17 protein-coding genes are annotated in these 20039 nt (G+C 70.2%); 5 read left to right on the top strand and 12 right to left on the bottom strand.

Translation table 11 applies throughout. From position 1 onward, the window contains the following. Nucleotides 1-197 precede the first annotated feature (197 nt). The 12 genes from MYF83_RS14600 to MYF83_RS14655 all read right to left on the bottom strand — a co-directional run bounded on the left by MYF83_RS14600 (nucleotide 198) and on the right by MYF83_RS14655 (nucleotide 14137). Complete coding sequence (locus MYF83_RS14600; RefSeq protein WP_248960850.1) at nucleotides 198-1472, bottom strand: glycosyltransferase; 1275 nt, start codon at nucleotides 1470-1472, stop codon at nucleotides 198-200. Further along, nucleotides 1469-3718, bottom strand: coding sequence for a glycoside hydrolase domain-containing protein (locus MYF83_RS14605; protein WP_308201453.1), 2250 nt, complete (start codon nucleotides 3716-3718; stop codon nucleotides 1469-1471). The genes MYF83_RS14600 and MYF83_RS14605 overlap by 4 nt, the downstream gene beginning before the upstream one ends. A 581-nt stretch (nucleotides 3719-4299) precedes the next feature. Continuing rightward, a complete protein-coding gene (locus MYF83_RS14610) occupies nucleotides 4300-5073 on the bottom strand; it encodes a maleate cis-trans isomerase family protein (protein WP_308201445.1) in 774 nt (257 codons plus the stop codon). A gap of 127 nt (nucleotides 5074-5200) precedes the next feature. Then, nucleotides 5201-5680 carry a MarR family winged helix-turn-helix transcriptional regulator gene (locus tag MYF83_RS14615; RefSeq protein ID WP_248960851.1) on the bottom strand — a complete coding sequence of 160 codons (480 nt, stop codon included), beginning with the start codon at nucleotides 5678-5680 and terminating at the stop codon, nucleotides 5201-5203. A 54-nt stretch (nucleotides 5681-5734) separates the two neighbouring features. Next, entirely contained in the window at nucleotides 5735-6583 is an 849-nt protein-coding gene (locus MYF83_RS14620) for an alpha/beta fold hydrolase (RefSeq protein ID WP_248960852.1), read from the bottom strand. A gap of 26 nt (nucleotides 6584-6609) precedes the next feature. Then, the gene (locus tag MYF83_RS14625) at nucleotides 6610-7275 is read right to left on the bottom strand and encodes an isochorismatase family protein (RefSeq protein WP_248960853.1); all 666 of its coding nucleotides are present in this window, start codon (nucleotides 7273-7275) and stop codon (nucleotides 6610-6612) included. After that, the gene (locus MYF83_RS14630) at nucleotides 7272-7967 is read right to left on the bottom strand and encodes an SRPBCC family protein (RefSeq protein WP_248960854.1); all 696 of its coding nucleotides are present in this window, start codon (nucleotides 7965-7967) and stop codon (nucleotides 7272-7274) included. The genes MYF83_RS14625 and MYF83_RS14630 overlap by 4 nt, the downstream gene beginning before the upstream one ends. Next, nucleotides 7951-8493 carry a (2Fe-2S)-binding protein gene (locus MYF83_RS14635; protein WP_248960855.1) on the bottom strand — a complete coding sequence of 181 codons (543 nt, stop codon included), beginning with the start codon at nucleotides 8491-8493 and terminating at the stop codon, nucleotides 7951-7953. The genes MYF83_RS14630 and MYF83_RS14635 overlap by 17 nt, the downstream gene beginning before the upstream one ends. Further along, a complete protein-coding gene (locus MYF83_RS14640) occupies nucleotides 8490-10868 on the bottom strand; it encodes a xanthine dehydrogenase family protein molybdopterin-binding subunit (protein ID WP_248960856.1) in 2379 nt (792 codons plus the stop codon). Before MYF83_RS14640 ends, MYF83_RS14635 begins: the two co-directional genes overlap by 4 nt. Then, on the bottom strand, nucleotides 10865-11737 hold the full coding sequence (locus MYF83_RS14645; RefSeq protein WP_248960857.1) for an FAD binding domain-containing protein: 873 nt from the start codon (nucleotides 11735-11737) through the stop codon (nucleotides 10865-10867). Before MYF83_RS14645 ends, MYF83_RS14640 begins: the two co-directional genes overlap by 4 nt. Before the next feature lie 55 nt (nucleotides 11738-11792). Beyond that, nucleotides 11793-13058, bottom strand: a complete 1266-nt coding sequence (locus tag MYF83_RS14650) for an FAD-dependent monooxygenase (protein ID WP_308201446.1) — start codon at nucleotides 13056-13058, stop codon at nucleotides 11793-11795. A gap of 47 nt (nucleotides 13059-13105) precedes the next feature. Beyond that, nucleotides 13106-14137, bottom strand: coding sequence for a 2,5-dihydroxypyridine 5,6-dioxygenase NicX family protein (locus MYF83_RS14655; protein ID WP_248960859.1), 1032 nt, complete (start codon nucleotides 14135-14137; stop codon nucleotides 13106-13108). A 574-nt stretch (nucleotides 14138-14711) separates the two neighbouring features. Between MYF83_RS14655 and MYF83_RS14660 the strand changes: the two genes are divergently transcribed. The 5 genes from MYF83_RS14660 (at nucleotide 14712) to MYF83_RS14680 (ending at nucleotide 19792) form a co-directional block, all read left to right on the top strand. Beyond that, entirely contained in the window at nucleotides 14712-15470 is a 759-nt protein-coding gene (locus MYF83_RS14660) for an ABC transporter ATP-binding protein (RefSeq protein ID WP_248960860.1), read from the top strand. Then, the gene (locus MYF83_RS14665) at nucleotides 15467-16273 is read left to right on the top strand and encodes an ABC transporter permease (protein WP_248960861.1); all 807 of its coding nucleotides are present in this window, start codon (nucleotides 15467-15469) and stop codon (nucleotides 16271-16273) included. Before MYF83_RS14660 ends, MYF83_RS14665 begins: the two co-directional genes overlap by 4 nt. Further along, nucleotides 16270-17271, top strand: a complete 1002-nt coding sequence (locus MYF83_RS14670) for an ABC transporter substrate-binding protein (protein WP_248960862.1) — start codon at nucleotides 16270-16272, stop codon at nucleotides 17269-17271. The genes MYF83_RS14665 and MYF83_RS14670 overlap by 4 nt, the downstream gene beginning before the upstream one ends. 215 nt (nucleotides 17272-17486) lie before the next feature. Beyond that, entirely contained in the window at nucleotides 17487-18443 is a 957-nt protein-coding gene (locus MYF83_RS14675) for a nucleoside hydrolase (RefSeq protein ID WP_248960863.1), read from the top strand. Nucleotides 18444-18571: 128 nt separating this feature from the next. Beyond that, nucleotides 18572-19792 (top strand): MFS transporter, encoded by a 1221-nt coding sequence (locus MYF83_RS14680; RefSeq protein WP_248960864.1) that lies wholly within the window; start codon nucleotides 18572-18574, stop codon nucleotides 19790-19792. Nucleotides 19793-20039: the final 247 nt, after the last annotated feature.

Here is a 20039-nt window from a genome sequence, read left to right on the forward strand (position 1 = left end):
TCACGGGAAGTGGCCTTTGACCTGCGGTGGAGCCAAGCGGATTCGAACCGCTGACATCCTGCCGTCCAGCCCGCCGATCGCATTCCCCGTGACCTCCCTCTTGTCCCTGCTCCATCGGGCACGCAACGGGCACGGCTGACAGACTCGTCCACGTGATCACCGACGCGCTCGGCTCTTTGGTGGCGTCAGGGGGCCGATCAGCGTACCCCGACGACGGGCGCTTCCTGCGGGAACAGGCCGTCGAATACGGCGGCCCGGTCGAAGGGCATCGCGCGGGCGCGGGCACGAACCTCCAGGTCCTGCCGCTCAGCGGCGGACATGTCCAGCACCACCCGGTCCACAGCCGCGGCCAGACCGGCGATGTCCCCGGGCTCGACGAAGACGGCGGTGTCGCCGACCGCCTCGAGGGTCCCACCCGTCATGGTGGTGATGATCGGTCCACCGCCGGCCAGCATCTTCTCGGCCAGGGCGATGCCGAACGTCTCGACGAAGTCGGGCTCGGGCTTGGTGGGCAGGGCGTAGGCCGCACAGCCGCGCATGAGCAGCGGCTTCTCGTGGTCGTCGACATCGGTGAGGAAAACCACCCGGTCGTCCTCCTTGGCCATCGCCTGCACGTGCTGCAGCGCCGGCCCGGTGCCGGCGACGACCAGTTTCACGCGCGAACGGCAGCGCATCTGACCGAAGGCGATCAACAGGTCGTAGATCCCCTTGGCCCGAGTCACCCGGGACAGGAACAGGATGTACCCGTCACGCTCCAGACCGCGTTGCGCGAGTGCGGCGTCCACCTGCGCCGGATCCACGTCGACAAAGGCAGCGGAGTCGATCGGCGGGTAGCTGACGGTCACTCGGCGCCGGCATTGTTCGGCGAACCTGGTGCCGCGGTGAGCGTCCACCTGCTCGGCGCAGGCGATGATCTCCTCCCGGGTGTACTCGGAGACCGCGACGACCTCGTCGTTGGCCAGGAACGTGGTGAACAGCACGGTCGCCGCGCCGAGCCGGCCTTCCCGCAGGCACGACCGGATCACGTTGGTCACGTCGGAGCCGACCGCTTTCGCCACGGTGTGCACGTTGGGCGCGAACCCGGCCGCGCGCGCTGCCGTGACCGCGTCCATGACCACCGAGGTGTGCGGTACGAGGTACATGGACAGGCAGGTCGTGGGTATCGGTTCGGCGAGCAACTCGACGAGGCGGCCGGTGAGGCCGGCCTGGTGACGCCCGTCCGGCACCCGGTAATCCCCAACCGCCTCCGGCCGCTCCACGGTGATCCCGGCGCTGTACGGCAGCAGCCGGTCCAGCGGCTTGAGCGGCAGCCCGGCCGCCTGCAGCGCCGGAATCGGCCAGGTCAACAGCCGTACGTCGTCGAACCCGCGGGTCAGCGCGACCTCGGCGAGGTTACGGGCTTCGCCGGAGTGGCCACAGATGACCGGGTCAGCCCTGACCACGATGACGAGACGGCGACGGGGGTGGGTCATCGCGCTACCTCCGGTGTCGCGGACGGATCGGAAAGGGACGGCGGGCGGATCCCCCGCCCCCACGCCGATGGCTCCGGGCCCAGCCGCAGGTGCAACAGGCCGCCGCGGTGCACGGTGGCGGCGCTCAGGTGCGTTGCGTGCAAGGGTTTGCCGTTGAGGGTCGCCGACTGCACGTACTGCGCCGGTGGGTCACGATCGATGCCGTCGACGCCGATCGGCGTCTCGCGGTGCCCGCTGGTCTCGATGACGAACTCGTTGCCGCCGACCCGGAGCGCGGCCCGGGCGAACGCGGGCGCGTTGACCAGGAACAGGTTCTGCCCAGCGATCGGGAACAGCCCCAGCGACGCCCAGACGTACCACGAGCTCAAGCCGCCGGAGTCGTCGTTACCGGGCAGCCCGCCGGGTCCGGTACCGAACTGCCAGGTCAGCGCCGCGTGTACCACCTGGGCCGTGCGGTCGGGACGGCCCGCGTAGTGGTACGCCCACGGCGCCTCCATGTCGGGCTCGTTGTTCAACCCCTCGAACCGGTTCAGGGCGTATCCCGCCGCCATCTCCGCCGCCTGCGGGCGCCGGCCAGGCTGCGTCACCGGTGCGGCACCGAAACCGAAGAACCTGTCCAGCTTGTCGATGAAGGCCTCGTCGCCGCCGGCCAGGGCGATCCTCGCGGCCATGTCGTGCAGCAACCGGAACGAGTAATTCCACTTGCCGCCCTCGTAGAACTCCGAGTCGCGCAGCAGTCCCGTGCTCGGGTCGAAGGCGTTGGACCACTGGCGGCCGCGGTCCTCGAGATCGTCGGCCAGGCTCCGGTCGTTCAGCGCCCGGGCGACCTGCGCCGTGCAGTGGTGGGCGTAGGCGAGGTCGAGGGTGTGCGTGATCGGGTGCACCAGTCCGTGCTCGAAGAAGTCTTCGCCGTACGAACGACGCAGGTCACCGACCATGTGCACGAGCGCCCAGTTCCAGTCCAGGCCCGCCCGGCCGAGAGCGTGGGCGTCCGCCAGCGCGGTGTGTACGAGCGCGCTGGCCTGGCGGAAGAACCGGTCGGCGCCGCGAGCCATCCGGTACCCGATGGGGAAGTTGCCCTCCTCCTCGCAGACCCGGATCAGCGACTCCAGCAGGTCCGCGGCCCGGTCCGGGACGATGGCCGCGAGCAGCGGCAGCTGTGTCTTGTAGATGTCCCACATGGTGCACACGTCGAACGCGAACGGTCCGGGGGTCGGCCAGAACGGGCTTTCGTCGTCGGCGAAGCACGGCTTGATCAGCGCATGGTAGAGCGCCGTCGCGAGCACAGTGCGGCGGGCCGGCGTGCCACCCTCGACCCGGACACGGTCGAGGTGCTCGCCCCAGCGGGCCTGGGTCCGGGAACGTACCGCGTCGAACGCCGGCTGATCGTGCCCGCACTCGCGCTCCAGGTTCTGCCGCGCCTGGTCGCACCCGCGCAGCGAGAACCCAAGCCGCACCTCGATGGTCTGCCCCGGTGCGGCCGGGCCCATGAAGAGCATGCCGAAAGGCCGCAGCGTGGTCTGCCGGATGCTGTCGAAGTCCAAGCGAGTACCGCCGTCGATGAGCCGCCGGTCGTACCAGAGCATCTGCCGCCAGCCCGGGCTGTCGACGTCCAGGTACACCGACAGCGGGACGCCCTCCATCACCACCGTGCCCTGGGCCCGGCCGTGGCCCATGCTCTCCACCTGTGCCCGCAACGGCACCGTACGGCCGAGCTCGATGGCCAAGCCACCACAGGACAGGTCGACCACTACACGGGCGCTGCTGTGCTCCGGAAACGTGTATCGATGCACGGCGACCTTGGTGCCCACGGTGAGCTCACAGCGAATCCCGGTGTCCAGGGTGGCCGCGTAGTAGCCCGCCTCCGCCACCTCGTCGTGCAGCGGCCAAGCCTCCCCCAGCACGTCCAGCGGCTGCACCATCGGGGTGACCCGAACGTAGTTGTAGTACTTGCGGATCGCGCCGGTACCGGACTGCTGGAAATGGGTGAACCCGGACGCCAGCAGCTGCTCGAACATCTCCTCAGGTACACCCTCGGTGTTCTTCGTGTACCGCCCGTACCCGGTGGGGTACGCGCCGGAGTAGGCGCAGGCCGACACCATGCCCAGCGGCGACGTCGCACCCGGGTGGGTGTTGCCTACCTGGGGTTTCGGCCACCACCAAGTGGCGGCCAGACCGCGCGCTCGAGGCAGGTCGGTCGCCGCGATGCCGATGAATGGATCAACGTTGTCGAGGATGGCCGAAATCTACCCAGCGCGATCCCACCTTAGGTTTCGATGAGATGAACTCCTTTGTCCAACAGCATTAAGCCGGCACCGACAAGCCATTCCAGGGACGCCATTCCAGAGACGCCATTTCAGGGACGCAATGAAGACCCGATCCAGTCGGCAGAGCTGACACATTGAGCTTGGTCTTCGTCGCCGTGCTCACCCCGCCGGCCGTCCCGACGTCACCGCGAACCCGCGCCTGATGACCGAAGTTGCCGAACGGCCAGCTTGGACCGGACACTCTGGTGGCGGGATGGGACGGAGTGCCTGTCGTCGAGCGGTGGGACTGACCTCCTGGTGGCCACCGGGGGCGTTGCCCGTGGGCTGATGGTCGAGGGCGTTCGCAGCGGTTCTCGCCGTCTCGGCGGTCCACCAGGCCGCGGAGTTCGCCGACCGAGCGTTCCGCGGTCAAGGAGACGATAGGCGTCACCGTCGACTGCTCGGTCGTCGACCCGAAACTTTGGAGACCAGCTCGCCGGCGGCGAGCGCGCGGCGTTCGGAAGGGCAGTCAGGGCGTGCCTCCACCGCTGAGCCATGCCTTTCATGACGTCCGCGAACATTCACGCGGTCAGGGGGGCGGGGGAGACCCGGCCACTGAGCAGGCTGCCCATGCCCGGCACGATCGGCGGCAGGCCCAGCTCAGTGAGGATCTTGAAGGTGGTGGCCGTGGCCGCCGACAGCACGGGCAGACCGGCCTCGTCCTCCACCGGTTGGATCGCCGACAGCGAGGGCATCTGCACGCACGCCGACAGCACCAAGGCGTCCACGCCGGTCAGGTTGAGCCGGCGCCAGTGCCGCCGCAGGTCCTCGGGGTCGAGGCGGGCGACCGCCAGATTGTCGGGGACCTCCAGGCTCAGCGCGTCCACCACCTCGACGCCGGAGTCCTCGATGTACGCGGCGACCAGCTTGGTGAGCTCCTTCATGTACGGGGTGACAATGGCGATCCTGCGAGCCCGCAGCGCGGCGAGGCCATCGAGCAGGGCGCCCGCGCTCGACACCACGGGCACGGACACCCCCTGGCCGGCCAGCACGGTGGTGATCTGGTCCTCCGCCGTGCAGTGGTACCCGGGGCCCTGGGCCATGATCGCTACCAGGCAGGCGGTGGCGACCACGTCGGGGCGGGCGTCGCCGAGTTCCAGAGCGGCCCGCTCGGTCTGCGCGTTCATCGCGCGCAGCTCCTCCGGCGTGACGTGCCGCATCCGCATCCTGCTGCTGTGGAAGACGAACCGGTCGTCCGGCTCGACGGCCTCCCGTTCCCGCAGCATGCGGGGCAACTCGGTCTCCATGGTGAGGTTGGAGCTGGGCACGATCATCCCGATGTGGTGCGTTCTCACGGTGGTCTCCAGGCGGCTCGGGGTGAAGGTGCGCGACCGTACGCGCACCTGGGTTCGTCATCGGCATAGGGTGCGGCGCCGCGGAACGGCGTGCGGACGGGGGAGCCGTCGCCGGGGAGTCCGCGGATCAGGACCCCTGGGAGAGCCCCTCCCAGTGGTCGGCCAGAGCGGTCATGAGGCGCATCAGTTCTTCGCGCTGCTCGGCCGAGTACGGCTGCAGAAGCAGTGCGTCGAGTTCCCGGGCCCGGCGGTCGGCCGCGCCGAGTACCTCCCTGCCCTTGTCCGTGAGGTAGAGCAGCTTGCGGCGCGCGTCCGAGGCGGCGGGTGTGCGGGCGATCAGCCCTTGGTCCTCGAGGCGCCGCGCGACGTCCGTCATGGTCGAGCTGTCCAGCGCCACGGCGGAGGCGAGCGTACGCTGGTCCATGCCAGGGCTGGCGTTGACGGCGGTGAGCAGCGCGAACTGCGGGCCGGTCAGCGTCGAGTCGACCTTGCGTACCCAAGTGGCGAGATAGGCCTGATAGAGGCGCCGTACCAGGTAGCCGGGGGCGGCCAGCAGTGCGGGGGGAATGGCGGGGGGGTCTGCCGGGCGACCGGCGTGGTGATCCATGAGGGCCAACTTAAGCATGAGGAAACGGGACGTACGGCATTTTCGACGCCACGATCAGGGGGACTGGGAGAGGGCGCCGAGGACCTGCCTGAGCGCGTCGATCGAGGCGGACGGGTTGTCCCAGAAGACCATGTGCCCGGCATCGGGGATCTTCAGCAGGGTGGCCGCAGGGTTCGCCCGCGCCGCCTCCTCGGCTCCGGCCGCGGTGACCACAGGACTGTCCGCACCGTAGATCAGCGTCGTGGGGGCGGGCACCGCGGGCCACCAGTCGAAGAATTCCTCGGTCTCGAAGCCGCGGTGGGTCAGCGTGATCGCCCGCTCGTCGCAGCTGGAGAGCCAGCGAGCACGCAGTTCCTGCTCCCTGCGCGCCCACCGTGGCCACGACCTGGCCACCTCGTCGGCGTCGGTGCCCCGCTTCGCCTGTTCGAGCTGGGCGAGGAAGACCTCCAGGGACGTCGGATACGGGCCCCGGCCCGGTCCGCTCATCGGCGGATCCGTCAGCACGGTGCCACGTAGCGGCACCCGGGCGCGCACCGCGACGACCGCTGCGATACGGGCGCCCATCGAGTGCCCGAGCAGCAGCGGCGCTTCTAGTCCGAGCCCGCGGATCAGCGCCTCGGTGTCTTCGGCGTACTCCTCCAGTGAGTACGTTCCGCCGCCGTCGGAGAGCCCGCGGCCGCGCACGTCCAGCACGATCGGCCGCACGAGGTCGCCGATCCGGCGGGCGACGAAGTCCATGGTGATGGCCGGGCTGGTGATGCCGGGCAGCACGACCAGCGGCCTCCCGTCGCCGCCATAGTCGAGCGCGTGCAGCCGCACCGGGCCGCTGGCGACCCACCGGCTGCGCGCCGGGACGTCGGCCAGATCGGCGAGCGCGGCCTGGTAGAGGGATCTCGTGGCCATGCGGACCTCCTGTGACGGCAACCCGGTCAGACGACGGGGACGGGATCGGTGGGTCGGGAGACATAGCCGACGGCGTCGGCCAGCTCGACGACATCGCCGTACTTGGCCTGGATGTCGAAGAGGGCGGCGTCGTGCGGTCCCTGGGCTCGGTCTCCCACGCACTCGCGCGGGACCAGCACGGGGAAACCGGACTGAACCGCGTCGACCACGGTCGCGCGGACACAGCCACTGGTCGTCGCGCCGCACACCACGACGGTGTCGCAGCCCAGCCCGACCAGGGTGGCGGCGAGGGAAGTGCCGAAGAAGGCGGACGCCCCCTTCTTGGTGATCAGAACGTCGTCCGGCGTCCGGGGCAGCCGCGGATCGATCGCCACCTCGTCGCTGCCCTCGAGCATCGCCCGCATCCCCTGCGCCTTCTGCAGCCAGGTGACCGCGTCGCCGGTGGCCTCGGCCGGCGTGTACACGATGGCGGTGAAGATGACGGGCACTCCGGCCGGCCGGGCCGCCCGGATGAGGGTGCCGGTCGCCTCGACCACGTCGCTGAGGTCGGCGCCCGAGGGAAAGGCGTCCTCGGTGAACCCGCGGGTGAGGTCGACGACCACGAGGGCGGGGCGGCGTCCGCGCCGCATCGGGGCGCCGAAACCGGCGCGGTCGTAGACGATGTCGGTCTGCCTGCCGTACCGCCCGCTCATCGGATGCTCCCGTTCTTCGCCTCGCATCGGCAGCCGCGCCGCCCGAACGCCCGCGAGAGCAGCCAGCCTTCGAACAGGCCGACCGCGAACGCCGCCGCCACCGGCGCGTACCTGGAGAGGGTGGGACCGAGGAGCAGCGACAGCCCGTCGAGCTCGGCCGCCGCGGGGCGGGGCGGCGCCTGTGTGGCGGCGGCGGGTGCCGCGGCGGGGGCAGGCACGGCGTCGAGGCCGCCGGGCTCGGCGGCGCCGCCCTGTGCGAGGAGGCCGGCGAGGTTCTGCGCGAACTGGTGCAGGATCCGATCCGACACGGTCTTGATGGCGCCCTTGCCGAACTGCGCGATCTTGCCCCGGATGACCAGGTCGGTGGTGAGCCGAACCAGCGCGCCGGCGGGGGTGTCGGACACCACCAGGTCGATGGCGGCCTCGGCGTCGCCGCTGCCGTGCGTCTCGGCGCCGCTGGCCTGCAGCCGCAGCCGGCGGTCGTCCGGCTCGACCTCCAGGAAGCGGACGCTGCCCGCGTACGCGGCCGTGATCGGGCCGATCTTGACCGTTACCCGGCCGAGGTAGGCATCCCCGTCCCGGCCTTCCAGGGTCGCCCCCGGCATGCAGGATGCGACGCGTTCGATGTCGTTGAACAGGGCGAACAGCCGGTCCGCCCCTCCTGGCACGGTGATCTCATGCTCCAGCAGCATGGCCGCTCCTCTCTGCCTCGCCGCACGCGGCGCGGTCGTGTTCCCTCCGGCTCGCCTGCCGCCGCCTCGCGCAGTCCTCGACCGCGTCCACGATCGGCTGGTAGCCGGTGCAGCGGCACAGGTTGCTCGAGACCAGCTCCCTGATCTCCTCCCTGGTCGCCTCTGGGCGCTCGGCGAGGAAGCCCTCGGCCAGCATGAGGAAACCGGGGGTGCAGAATCCGCACTGCAACGCGTGGTGCGCGGAGAAGGCCCGCTGCAGATCGCTCAGCTCGTCACCGTCGGCCAGCGATTCGACGGTACGGATGTCCCTGTCCTCCGCCTGCACCGCGAACATCAGGCAGGCTCGCGCCGGCGCCCCGTCCACCAGCACGGTGCACGCGCCGCAGATGCCGTGTTCGCACCCGAGGTGGGTGCCGGTCAGGCCGAGGTCCTGACGCAGGGTGTCGGCCAGCGTGCGACGCGGTTCGATCACCAGCTCGTACGGCTCGCCGTTCACCCGGAGGGTGATGAGTTGCCGGTCCGTCATGACGCCTGCTCCAGGGCTCGTTGCACCGTCTCGGGGGTGATGGGGGTGTCGTTCAGCTCGACCCCGGTGGGCGCCAGCGCGTCGTTGACCGCGTTGAGCACCGCGGCGGGGGCGCCGATGGTTCCGCCCTCGCCGACGCCCTTCGCACCGGATTCGGTGAGGGCGCTCGGGGTCTCCAGGTGGTGGATCGCGACGTCGGGGATCTCGCTCGCGGTGGGCACCTTGTAATCCAGGAAGCCGGTGGCCGACGGCTCGCCCTGCTCGTCGTAGGTGACCTGCTCGAACAGGGCGCCCGCGATGCCCTGCGCGATCCCGCCCCGGCACTGGCCCTCGACCACCATGGGGTTGATCGCCACCCCGCAGTCCTCCACGCAGACGTAGCGCAGGATCTCCACCCTGCCGGTGCCCTTGTGCAGTTCGACGACCGCGCCGTGCGTGGCGTTGCCGAAGGTCCCGTCGGTGAACACGTCGAACGTGGCGGTGACCGACAGCCCCGGCTCCAGGTCCTTGGGCACCAGGTGCGCCTTGAGGTAGGCGATGTCGGCCAGCTCCGCGTAGCCGAGGCCGCGGCCGGGGTCGTCGCGCCGCCGGACCCGGCCGTCGTCCAGCTCGACGTCGTCCGGCGTGGTGTCGAGCAGTCCCGCGGCCAGCATCCGCAGCTTCTCGGCCAGTTTCACGGCGGCCAGCCGTACCGCGCTGCCCCCCACGACGACCGACCTGCTGGCGAAGGTGCCCCAGCCGTAGATGACCCGGTCGGTGTCACCCTGCACGATCTTGATCTTTGAGATGTCCAGTTTGAGCTCGTCCGCGGCGATCTGCGCCAGCGTCGTCTCGTGGCTTTGGCCGTGGCTCAGCGTTCCGGTGGTGATGGTGACCGATCCGGTGGTGTCCATCCGTGCCTCGGTCATGTCGAACCCTGGGACGACGGACATCTTGCGCTGGGCGAACGCGCCGGAGCCGTAGCCGGTGCGTTCGTTGAAGCAGGAGTATCCGATGCCGACGTGCCGCCCTCCGGCCGCCGCGGCCGCCTTCAGGTCGTACCAGCCCTCGTCCTTGAGCACCTGCTCGCACAGGTTCAGCGAGTCGAGGTAGGAGCCGGCGTCGTAGGTGATGTTGTTGACTCCGCTGTACGGGAACTCGGTGATGAGGTTGCGGCGCCGCAGCTCCACCGCGTCCACCTTCAGCTCCCGGGCGGCCCGCTCGAACAGCCGCTCCATCACCATCACGTACTGCGGCCGGCTCACCCCCCGGTACGGCGCGCTGGGCGCCTTGTTGGTGGTGACGGCGCGGCCGCGGACCCGGTAGGCGGGAACGCGATAGACCCCCGGCATCTCGGCGGACGCCATCAGCGGCTCGACCGCGGCGGTGAACGGGTAGCAGGAGTACGCGCCCATGTCGCACACGATGTCGGCGTCCAGGGCGAGGATGCGGCCGTCTCGGTCGAACGCGGCACGGGCGTCGTAGCGCTGCTCCCTGGCGAGGAACGACGCGGTCAGCGCGTCCTTGCGGTCCTCGATCCACTTGACCGGCCTGCGCAGGCGCAGCGCGGCCGCCGCCACGGCGATCTCCTCACGTCCGACCACGCACTTCTGACCGAACCCGCCGCCCATGTCGGGGGTGATCACGCGGACCGCGCGCTCGTCGAGCCGCAGGCTGCGCGCCATGACGGTGCGCACCTGGTGCGGGACCTGGGTGCAGGTCCGTACCACCAGTTGCGCGTCGCGGTCGTCCCAGTCGGCCACCGCGCCGCGCGTTTCCAGCGGGACGGCGTTCTGCCGTCCGGTCCTGGTACGAACCCGCACCACGCACGGGGCCTCGGCGAACACCTCGTCGATGCCTTCGGTGGCGAACATCGACACGTCCAGCAGGACGTTGTCCGCCGCCTCGTCGTGCACCAGGGGCGCGCCCGGTTCGAGCGCCTGCTCGGCGGAGGTCACCGGGGTGTGCACCTGGTAGGTCACGGCGGCGGCCTCGACACCGTCCTCGGCGGCGTACGGATCCTCCGCGATCACGATGGCGAGCGGCTCGCCGGCGAAACGGACCCGGTCGCGCGCCAGGATCGGCATCTCGGTGGGGACGAACTGCGTCCGGGGCCGGTCGAGCACCGCTGTGATGCCGATGACATCCAGGTCGGCGGCCGTGTACGCGGCGACCACGCCGGGCACGTCGAGCACCGCGGACAGGTCGATCGAGGTGACCACGCCCGAGGCCACGCGGCTGCGGACGAACTGGGCGTGGAGCAGCCCGGGTATCCGGATGTCGTCCACGAAACGCCCGCGCCCGGTCAGCAGCCGGGGGTCCTCCCGCCGGGGAACCGAGGCGCCGACGTACCGCCCGGCCGGAGCGTGCCGGCTCTCCGTCGTGTGGGCGCTCATCTCGACACCGCCTTCGCACACGCGTCCTCGATCAAGGTCTGGGTGAGGGCCCTGCGGTAGTCCGCGCTGCCGTTGCCGTCGCCGGGCGGATCGATGGCCGCCGCCGCGGCGGCGGCGCACCGCCGGAACAGGTCGGGTCCCGCCTGGCCGCCCTCGGCCAGCACCGCCTCGGCCTCGGGGACCCGCACCGGGACCGGGGCCACGCCGCCCAGGGCGACCCGGCCTCCGCGCACCGCCCGCCCGGCGCGGTGCTCGTCGACGTCGAGGTCCACCGCGGCGGACACGATCGCGAAGTCGCCCCGGCGTTCGGCGAACTCGAGCAGCGCGGAGTGCGGCGCCGGGCGGGGGAAGACGACCTCGGTGATCATCTCGTCCGCCGCCAGGGCGGTGGTGTAGAACCCGTGGAAGAAGTCCCCGGCCGCGATCGTGCGCGTGCCCCGCGGGCCACTCGCGACGATCTCGGCGTCCAGCAGCACCGCCAGCAGGCACCACTCCGCGGTCGCGTCGGCGTGGGCGAGGCTGCCCCCGACCGTGCCCCGGGTACGGATCGGCAGGTGTCCAACCCAGGCCATGGCGTCGCGGAGCAGCGTGAAGCCCCTGCCCAGCCACGCGTCGGTGGCCACCTCAACCGCGTGGTGGGTGGTGAGCGCCCCGATGCGCAGGGTGCTCCCGTCGCCGCGCAGGTGGTCGAGCCCGCCGATACGGCCGATGTCGACCAGGTGGGCGGGCCGGGCCAGGCGGTAGTTCATCATCGCGACCAGGCTCTGCCCGCCTGCGATGATCTTCGCCTCGTCGCCGAGTTCGGCCAGCAGCCGGATCGCTCCCGCCACGTCCCGTGCGCGGTGATAGGTGAATGCGGCAGGCTTCATGGTCCTCCTGTCAGGTCTGCGGCCGGGGCGATCCGGACGTGCGGACGGCGGTGCCCTACTGGTGGAACTGGTAGCCGAACGTCTCCAGATCGGGGTCGTTGAGCGGGGTACCCCGCCAGAGCCAGTCGTAGGACACGTCCGACTCCCCGCTGAAGTGCCGCAGCTTCCGGTCGCGGGCCTCCTGCTCGGGACCGTCGACTATGTGGTAGAAGTCCTTGTTGCGCAGCGACGCTTCCTGGACCATCCCGGCGTGCTTGGCCCGCCTGTCCACGTAGCGGCGCAGCGCCCCCTCCACGCCCCCCGCGGTGACCGCGCCGAGCTCCTCGGCCAGCACCGCGGCGTCCTCCATGGCCTGCGAGGCGCCCTGCGCCTGGTAGGGCAGCATGGCGTGGCAGGCGTCGCCCAGCAGGGCGACCCGTCCGTCCAGCCAGACCGGGTCGCGCCGCCGGTAGTACATGGCCCAGCAGGAGACCTCCTTGGCCTTCGACAGCATCGCCTCCACCCGGTCGTCCCAGCCGGGGAACTCCTCCACCAGGTCCTGGGCGGTGGACGGCACCGTCCACTTCTCCGCGACCTCATCGGTGCTGGGCACGATCGCGACCACGTTGAGGTACTCCCCGCCGCGGATCATGTAGTGCACCAGGTGCCGGTCCGGCCCGTACCAGATCGTGCTCTGGAAGCGGTCGACCAGCCAGCGGGTCGCCGGGTCGGCCGCGATGAGGCTTCCCGGGATGAGCGCCCGGTACGCCATCTCGCCGGAGAAGCGCAGGGTCTCGGGGGCGCCCATGAGGTCGCGGACGGTCGAGCGGATGCCGTCCGCCCCGATCAGGACGTCGGACTCGTACCGCTCGTCCCGCTCGGTCACCACGGCCGGGCGCTGTGGGTTCGCACGGTCGAGCGTGACCACCTTGCGGCCGGTCAGCACCTCGACCACCGGGCCGGGCCCGTCCGGGTCCAGGCAGGCGTCCAGGATCACCTTGTGCAGGTCGGCCCTGTGGTAGTGCCAGTAGGGCGCGTTGTAGTTCCGCTTGCAGTAGTCACCCAGCGAGGTCAGGCCGATGACGCTGCCGTCCTTCCAGCGGCGCCGCACCTGGTCCAGCGGTTCGGTGTGAATGGCCTCGAGCTGCCTGCGCAGCCCCAGCCCGATCAGGATCCGGCTGGCGTTCGGCGCGGTCTGGATGCCCGCGCCGGCCTCGCCGAGCTCGGGCGCCTGCTCCAGCACCAGGACGCGCAGTCCGCGTTGCCGCAGCGACAGCGCCGCGGTCAGCCCACCGAGACCGGCGCCCACGATGGTGACTTCATACGACTGGCTGCACGCCACCGTTCCTCCGAAGGGCAATGTCGAGGTCGTTCCAGTACCTGATGGGGTCAGTCCGCGACGAGTCTGCCGTCGACCACGACATCCGTACCGTCCACGCTGACGGTGCAGCCGCGCATGGCGATGTCCAGGTGGGCGTAGGACTCCCGGTTCAGCACCGGATGCGGCCCGGTGGACCAGAGGAAGTTCCCGGCGAACGCCCGCGCGTCCATGCCCATGAGCTCGTCCTTGCCGTACATGGCGGTGGCGAACCAGTCCGCGGTCTTCATCAGGCCCCAGCCCATGTGCGACAGGCTCCGGGCCCACTGGTCCTGCGAGTCGTCGAAGAACGTGGACAGCAACTCCGCCTCGGCGCGGCCGGTCACCTTCGTGATGTGGCCGCCGGCCACCTCCAGGGTCACCGGTTCCCGCACGTACTCCTTGAACGGCAGCAGGATGTCGCCCCCGGCCAGGACGATGCGCCCGTCGGAGATCTCCGGCCAGCACATCACCATCGTGCTGGGCCAGTGGTCCCAGCGGCCGGGGTCGTCGGCGAAGCCGCACTGGAACATCGGGTGGGAGTCGCGCAGTTGGACGGTCAGGTCGGTGCCCGCCTGGGACGTCACCCGCATGGTGGACGACCCGCGAAGCAGGTCGACGCCGCGCTGCACGCGGTCCTTGTCGCCCGCGCCGGGAAGGTTGCGGATGAGCACGTCGGGCGCGTCGCAGACGAAGATGATCCGGGTTCCGGCGGCGAGGATCTCCTGCTGGACCGGGGCGTGGATGAATCCCTCACGGGTGAGGTCCACGACCAGGTCGGCGGACTTCAGCAGGTCTTGCGCGACGGTGTCGTTGAGCACGGAGACCAGCCCGGGGCCGGCGCCGGTGTGCGTGCTCGGCATGGGCGCCGGCGAACCGCCGGGGACGGTCGCGGCGATGACGTGCGCGCCGAGCGCCTTGGCGGCGCCGTAGGCGGCCGCCACGTAGTCCCCGCGGCTGCTGGGCTCGGCGAGGACGACGACGTGTTCGTCGCTCTTCAACTTGCACAGCTGGAGCTCGCGGGTGAAGGCATCGAGCAGGTCGACGGAGGAGAGATCGAACATGGGCTGCCTCCACAGGGCAGGAGGAAATAGCGGCATCGCGCCCGGCGAGCGCGCATGACCTGGAGGTTTGCGTGACGAAGGAGTGTGGGCACAGGGCTTGCACGATGAGGAGGGAACGGCCTATCGAGCCCCGCGACGATTAATCCGAACACGTATTAATCCGGAGCGCAAGAGGTGGGGCGAAATTTGTCCCCGCGGGTCCGTCGTTCGCAAGGAACTTTCGTCTCCGTGGAAATCCCCTCTTGACATCGCCCTCGGTGGACCCCCTATATTCCTCCAATCGATGAGGGAACGCCGTCGAGACCAGGCTGAACATCAACACGACGCGTCGTGGCCGACGTACGGCGGCAGGGCCGGCGCCCAGTGCCGCGGTGCCGTCGCAGACCACGTTGCGTGCCGTGACGTGTCGGGATGTTCGGTCCGTGCGATCCGTGTGACATTCCCGTCCGCGTGACCGTCCACAGAGGCCGGCCCCCCTCCACGCCGTCGTCCGCGCCCACGAACGGCTATCCCCGACGACCGACGCCTCGTGCCCACTAAAGCTCGTGGTCCGCGACACCCTTAGGACGCCGTCATGACAGACAACAAGCTCACCATCGACAGCGTCGAGGTCAGGTTCGGCGAGACGCTGGCCCTGGCGGAGACCAGCATCGAGGTCAAGGACGGGGAGTTCATCACCCTCGTCGGCCCGTCCGGCTGCGGCAAGACCACCTTGATGAACGTGATCGCGGGTCTGCAGCAGCCGACCTCGGGCCAGGTGATGATGGACGGCGCGAACATCGCCGGCAAGCCCGGCCACGTCGGCTACATGTTCCAGAAGGACCTGCTGATCCCCTGGCGCACGGTCACCGGCAACATCGTGCTCGGCGCCGCGCTGACCGGCCGTGCCACCAAGGCGGACCGGGCGGCCGCGCGCGAACTGGCCGCCAGGTACGGCTTGGGCGACTTCGTCGACCACTACCCGCATGCTCTGTCCGGCGGCATGCGGCAGCGCGTCGCGTTGATGCGCACCCTCGCCTTCCACAAGGACGTGCTGCTGCTGGACGAGCCGTTCGGCGCCCTGGACGCGCAGACCCGTCTGGAAATGCAGCAGTGGCTGCTGGAGGTCTGGGCCGACTCGGGGCGCACGGTCCTGTTCATCACGCACGACGTGGACGAGGCGGTCTTCCTGGCCGACCGCGTGGTCGTGATGTCGGCGCGGCCGGGTCGCATCCAGGCCGTCCATGAGGTCGCCGTGCCCAGGCCGCGGACCGTGGACACCCTGATGACCCCCGAGTTCATGGATCTGAAGAGCCGGGTGCTGTCCGGCCTGTACCACAAGGAGGCCAAATGAAGGTCTTGCGCTTGGCCTCGCCGCTGCTCGCCGTTCTGCTGGTGCTGGCGGTGTGGCAACTGGCGGTGAGCGTCCTGCACGTCCAGCCCTACGTACTTCCCAGCCCGCACCGGACGTGGCAGGCCCTGATGGATGACTGGGACAACGTCCGCTCGTTGGCCGGGCAGACGGTGTACGAGTCGGTGGTCGGATTCCTCCTCGGTACCGGGGTGGGTTTCCTGCTGGCCGTCGCGATGGCGCACGTGCCGATCGTGCACCGCGTCCTGTACCCGATCCTGATCGCCAGCCAGGCCGTCCCCATCGTCGCCATCGCGGCGCCACTGGTGATCATTCTCGGCTACGGTCTGGCCCCCAAACTGGTGATCGTCGGCCTGATCGTCTTCTTCCCCGTGGTCGTCAACGTCCTGGACGGGTTGAGCGGCATCGACGCCGGCATGGTCAACCTGGCGCGTTCCATGGGCGCGGGAGCGACCAAGATCTTCCTGCTCGTACGCCTGCCGGCCACCCTCACCCCGCTGTTCTCCGCGCTGAAGCTCGCCGCGGCGTACGCCGTCACCGGCGCGGTGATCGGCGAGTGGACCGCCTCCATCACCCCTGGACTCGGCAAGGACCTGCTGCTGAAGAACTCACGGCTGGACACCGCCGGTGTGTACGCCGACGTCCTGCTGCTCACCGCGGTGGGTCTCACCGGATTCCTGCTGATGACCATCCTCGAACGCCTCTCCACACCCTGGCGAACCCGGGGGACGGCCCGTCGTTGGTTCCGCCCTAGCGCACCCCGAGACACGAAAGGCTCACGATGAAGTTCTCCACATGGATGGTCGCGGCCGCACTGCTGCCGCTCTCGCTGACGGCGGCCTGCGGTGGTGGCAGCCCGGCCGCCAAGACCGCCGACGGTCTCACCGAGGTGAAGGTGGCCCCCGACTGGATCGCCCCGGACATCACCTGGATCCCCTACACCGTCGGCATCAGCAACGGTTTCTACAAGGCCGAGGGCCTCCAGGTCTCGCTCGTGCCGCCGCCGGACAACTCCTCGTCGGTCAAGCTCGTCGCCAGCGGCCAGGCCGACATCGCCGAGACCACCCTGACCGACCAGATGTTCGCGGCCAAGGAGGGCCTGCCGGTCATCTCCATCGCGAACCTGTCGCAGACCAACAACTGGGGCTTCTTCACTCCGCCCGGCAAGAAGATCAGTGGTGCCTCGCTCAAGGGCCTGCGCGTGGGGGTCTTCGACGACGCGTGGACCAAGGCGATGCTGGGTGTGGTGCTCAAGAGCGCCGGCCTGACAACCAAGGACATCCAGCAGATCACCGCCACCGACGGCGATGTTCCGCTGCTCATCGCGAACAAGATCGACGCCGCCACCAACACCACCAACTTCGCGGCCCCGCAGTACGCCCAGGAGACCGGCAAGCAGCCGGAGACGCTGCTCGCCACCGCCGCCGGAGCACCCGACATCCCCATCTGGAACTACGCCGGCAACAAGCAGTGGCTGCAGAAGAACCCTGATCTGGCCCGCAAGTGGCTGGCCGCCACCGCGAAGGCCACCGAGTGGGCGATGGCGCACCCGGAGGACGCCGTCAAGGCCTACGAGACCTTCCACAAGCTCAAGACCACCGGCTATGCCACCGACCTGGCGCAGTGGAAAGCCACGGTCCCGCTGCTGAAGGCATCCAAGGGCCTGTTCACCGCCACTGACGCGCAGTGGACCGAGCTCGGCCAGGCGCTCAAAGACGCGGGCCAGCTGGACAAGGTGCTGCCGCCCTCTGAGTACTACACCAACCAGTACGTGAGCCAGTGAGCCGCTGACCCCGACATCGCGGTCTGGGCCAGCCTGAACGTCGATCCGACCCTGCGCTGTGACCGTCTCCCACACCGGGGGAGACGGTCACGGGCTGAGAAAGCGCTCGCCCGTGCCGACGCATCATCGTCAACGACCGCAGCCCTCACGGTCACCCGCGAAGGCGCACAGAGCGCCATGCCCACGGCAGCTCAGGTAGACGAATGGAAAGTCAAGTGACCATCCCCGTTATCATCGACACCGACCCCGGCCTGGACGACGCCCTCGCGCTGCTCCTCGCCCTGGGCAGCCCCGAGGTCGACCTGATCGGTGTCACCACCGTCGCCGGCAACACCACCCTCGCCAACACCACCGCCAACGCGTTGCGCATCCTCGAACTGGCAGGCCGCACCGACGTTCCGGTGGCCGCGGGCGCCGCACGCGGGCTGATCCGCGAGGCCCCCAGGACCGCCGAGTACGTCCACGGCAGCGACGGCCTGGGCGGCCTGCCGCTGCCGCCGCCCAGCACCCGCCCGGTGGACGCACATGCCGTCGACTTCATCGCCGGACATCTGCTGGCTTCCGCGGCGCCGGTGACCATCGTCGCGATCGGCCCGCTGACCAACATCGCGCTGCTCGTCGCCACACACCCGGCGGCCGCCGCACGTATCGGCAGGCTGGTGGTGATGGGTGGCGTGGCCCGTGGCGGCAACTCGACGCCCACCAGTGAGTTCAACGTCTGGACCGACCCGGAGGCGGCGCATCGCGTCTTCGCCGCCGGTCTTCCGCTGACCATGGTCGGCCTGGACGTGACAGACCGGTCGGTGGTGACCCCGCAGGATGTGGACGTCCTGCGGACCGGCGGCGACATCGCCCACTTCGTCGCGGAGGCGGTCGACTTCTACAGCCGCTTCCACCAGGACCGCTACGGCACGACGGACACCTATCAGCACGACGCGCTCGCGGTGGCCGAGGTGGTCGCACCCGGCATCGTGCACACCAGCCACCTGTACGTGGAGGTCGAGTACGGCCAGGGCCTGACCCGTGGCACCACCGTCGTGGACGTGCACGGCGTGACCGGCCACGCACCCAACACCCACGTGGCCCTCGAGTTCGACCACCCCAGGTTCGTGGACCTCCTGGTGAGCCGCGTCAGTGCCCTGGACGGCCGGCCGAGTCCGCCCGCGAGCTGAGTGGTGAGCCGGCGGTCGGTCCGCCGTTGGCGTTCGGACGCTAGAGCGTCCAGCTCGGCCGTCGCAGAACCTTCTCATACTTTGAGATGCATTGTCTTAACTTCTGAGAAAGTTCTAAGGTGGCGGCCATGAGATCCCCCAACCGCTGGGCCATGCTGAGCCTGGGCATGGCCGCGCAGGGCGCTGGATGCGTCTTCATGTACGGGCTGCCGTTCCTGCTCCCCGCCTTCCAGGAGGAGCTGCACCTCACGCTGGCGCAGGCCGGGATCCTCGTCGGCGCACCCAGCGCCGGGATGTTGTGCACGCTTATCGCCTGGGGCTGGGTGGCCGACCGTTACGGCGAGCGCCTGGCCATGACCGCGGGCCTGGCACTGGCCGCCGCGTTCCTCTGGGGCGCCTCGACCACCAGTCGGCCCGTGGCCATGGCCGTCCTTCTCGCACTTGCCGGCGCGAGCGGAGCCGCGGCCAACGCCGCGAGCGGGCGGGTGGTGCTCGGCTGGTTCTCCAAGCGGCAGCGCGGCGTCGCGATGGGGTGGCGGCAGACCGCGCAGCCGCTGGGCGTCGCCCTCGCCGGGATCATCGCGCCCCGCTTCGCCACCGTCTCCGGCGCCCTGCTCGCCATGGCGGCGATCTGCGCGGTCACCGCGTTGGCGGTCGGGGTGTTCGTGGCCGACCCACCGCGCCCACAGGCCGCGCCGGGGGAGCGTACGGCCTCGCCGTACCGAACGGCTGCGCTGTGGCGCGTGCATGGGGCGAGCATGCTGCTGGTCCTGCCTCAGTTCACCACCTCGGCGTTCGCGCTGACCTACCTGGTCACCGCGCGGGGCTGGGACGCCGCAGCGGCCGGGCAGCTGATCGCCGCCGCCCAGTTCGCCGGTGCGGGCGGGCGGCTGTTGTGCGGCGCGTGGTCGGACCGGGCAGGCAGCAGGGTCGGGCCCATGCGTCGGCTGGCCGTCATCAACGCCACCTGCATGACCCTGCTCGCCGCGGCGGCCTCCACCCCGTGGGGAACCCCGCTGGTGATCGCCGCGCTCGTCGTCGCGATGAGCGGCAACGGCCTGGCCTTCACCGCCGTCTCCGAACTGGCCGGCAACTCCTGGGCCGGCCGCGCGCTGGGCGCGCAGAACACCGCCCAGAACGTGGTGGCCGCCGCCACACCAGGCGCCATCGGCGCGCTCATCACAGGCAGCGGCTTCGCCGCCGCCTTCGCTCTGGCCGGAGCCCTCGCTCTGACCGCCGCCTTCGCCACCCCCTCCGAACCTTCCCCCCAACCGGCTGCAACGACCCCACGCGCCAGTGCCCGAGGCGTTGGCGCTGTTCAGGGAGATCGGCAGTCCAGAGGCAAGTAAGATCAGCTGAGGCGGTCCGTCGGGGCAGGACCTGCCCAGCTATGCTGAGCAGCGACCTCCCTTCTCCTGCAGGTGCTCCGTATCCGTGCCCGGCCGCCAGACTTTCGACGCATCAGCCCGCCACCACGACCAGCTCAGCCGCGGCGCGGCCCTCCAGGTGCTGCGCGCCCTCACCACCAGCGGCCCGCTCATCCTCACCTGACGCGACGACGGTTCCGGCGGAGTGTGGCTGGAAGGGGACATAGAT

Source organism: Sphaerisporangium perillae, assembly GCF_023276435.1.
Taxonomy (GTDB): Bacteria; Actinomycetota; Actinomycetes; order Streptosporangiales; family Streptosporangiaceae; genus Sphaerisporangium; species Sphaerisporangium perillae.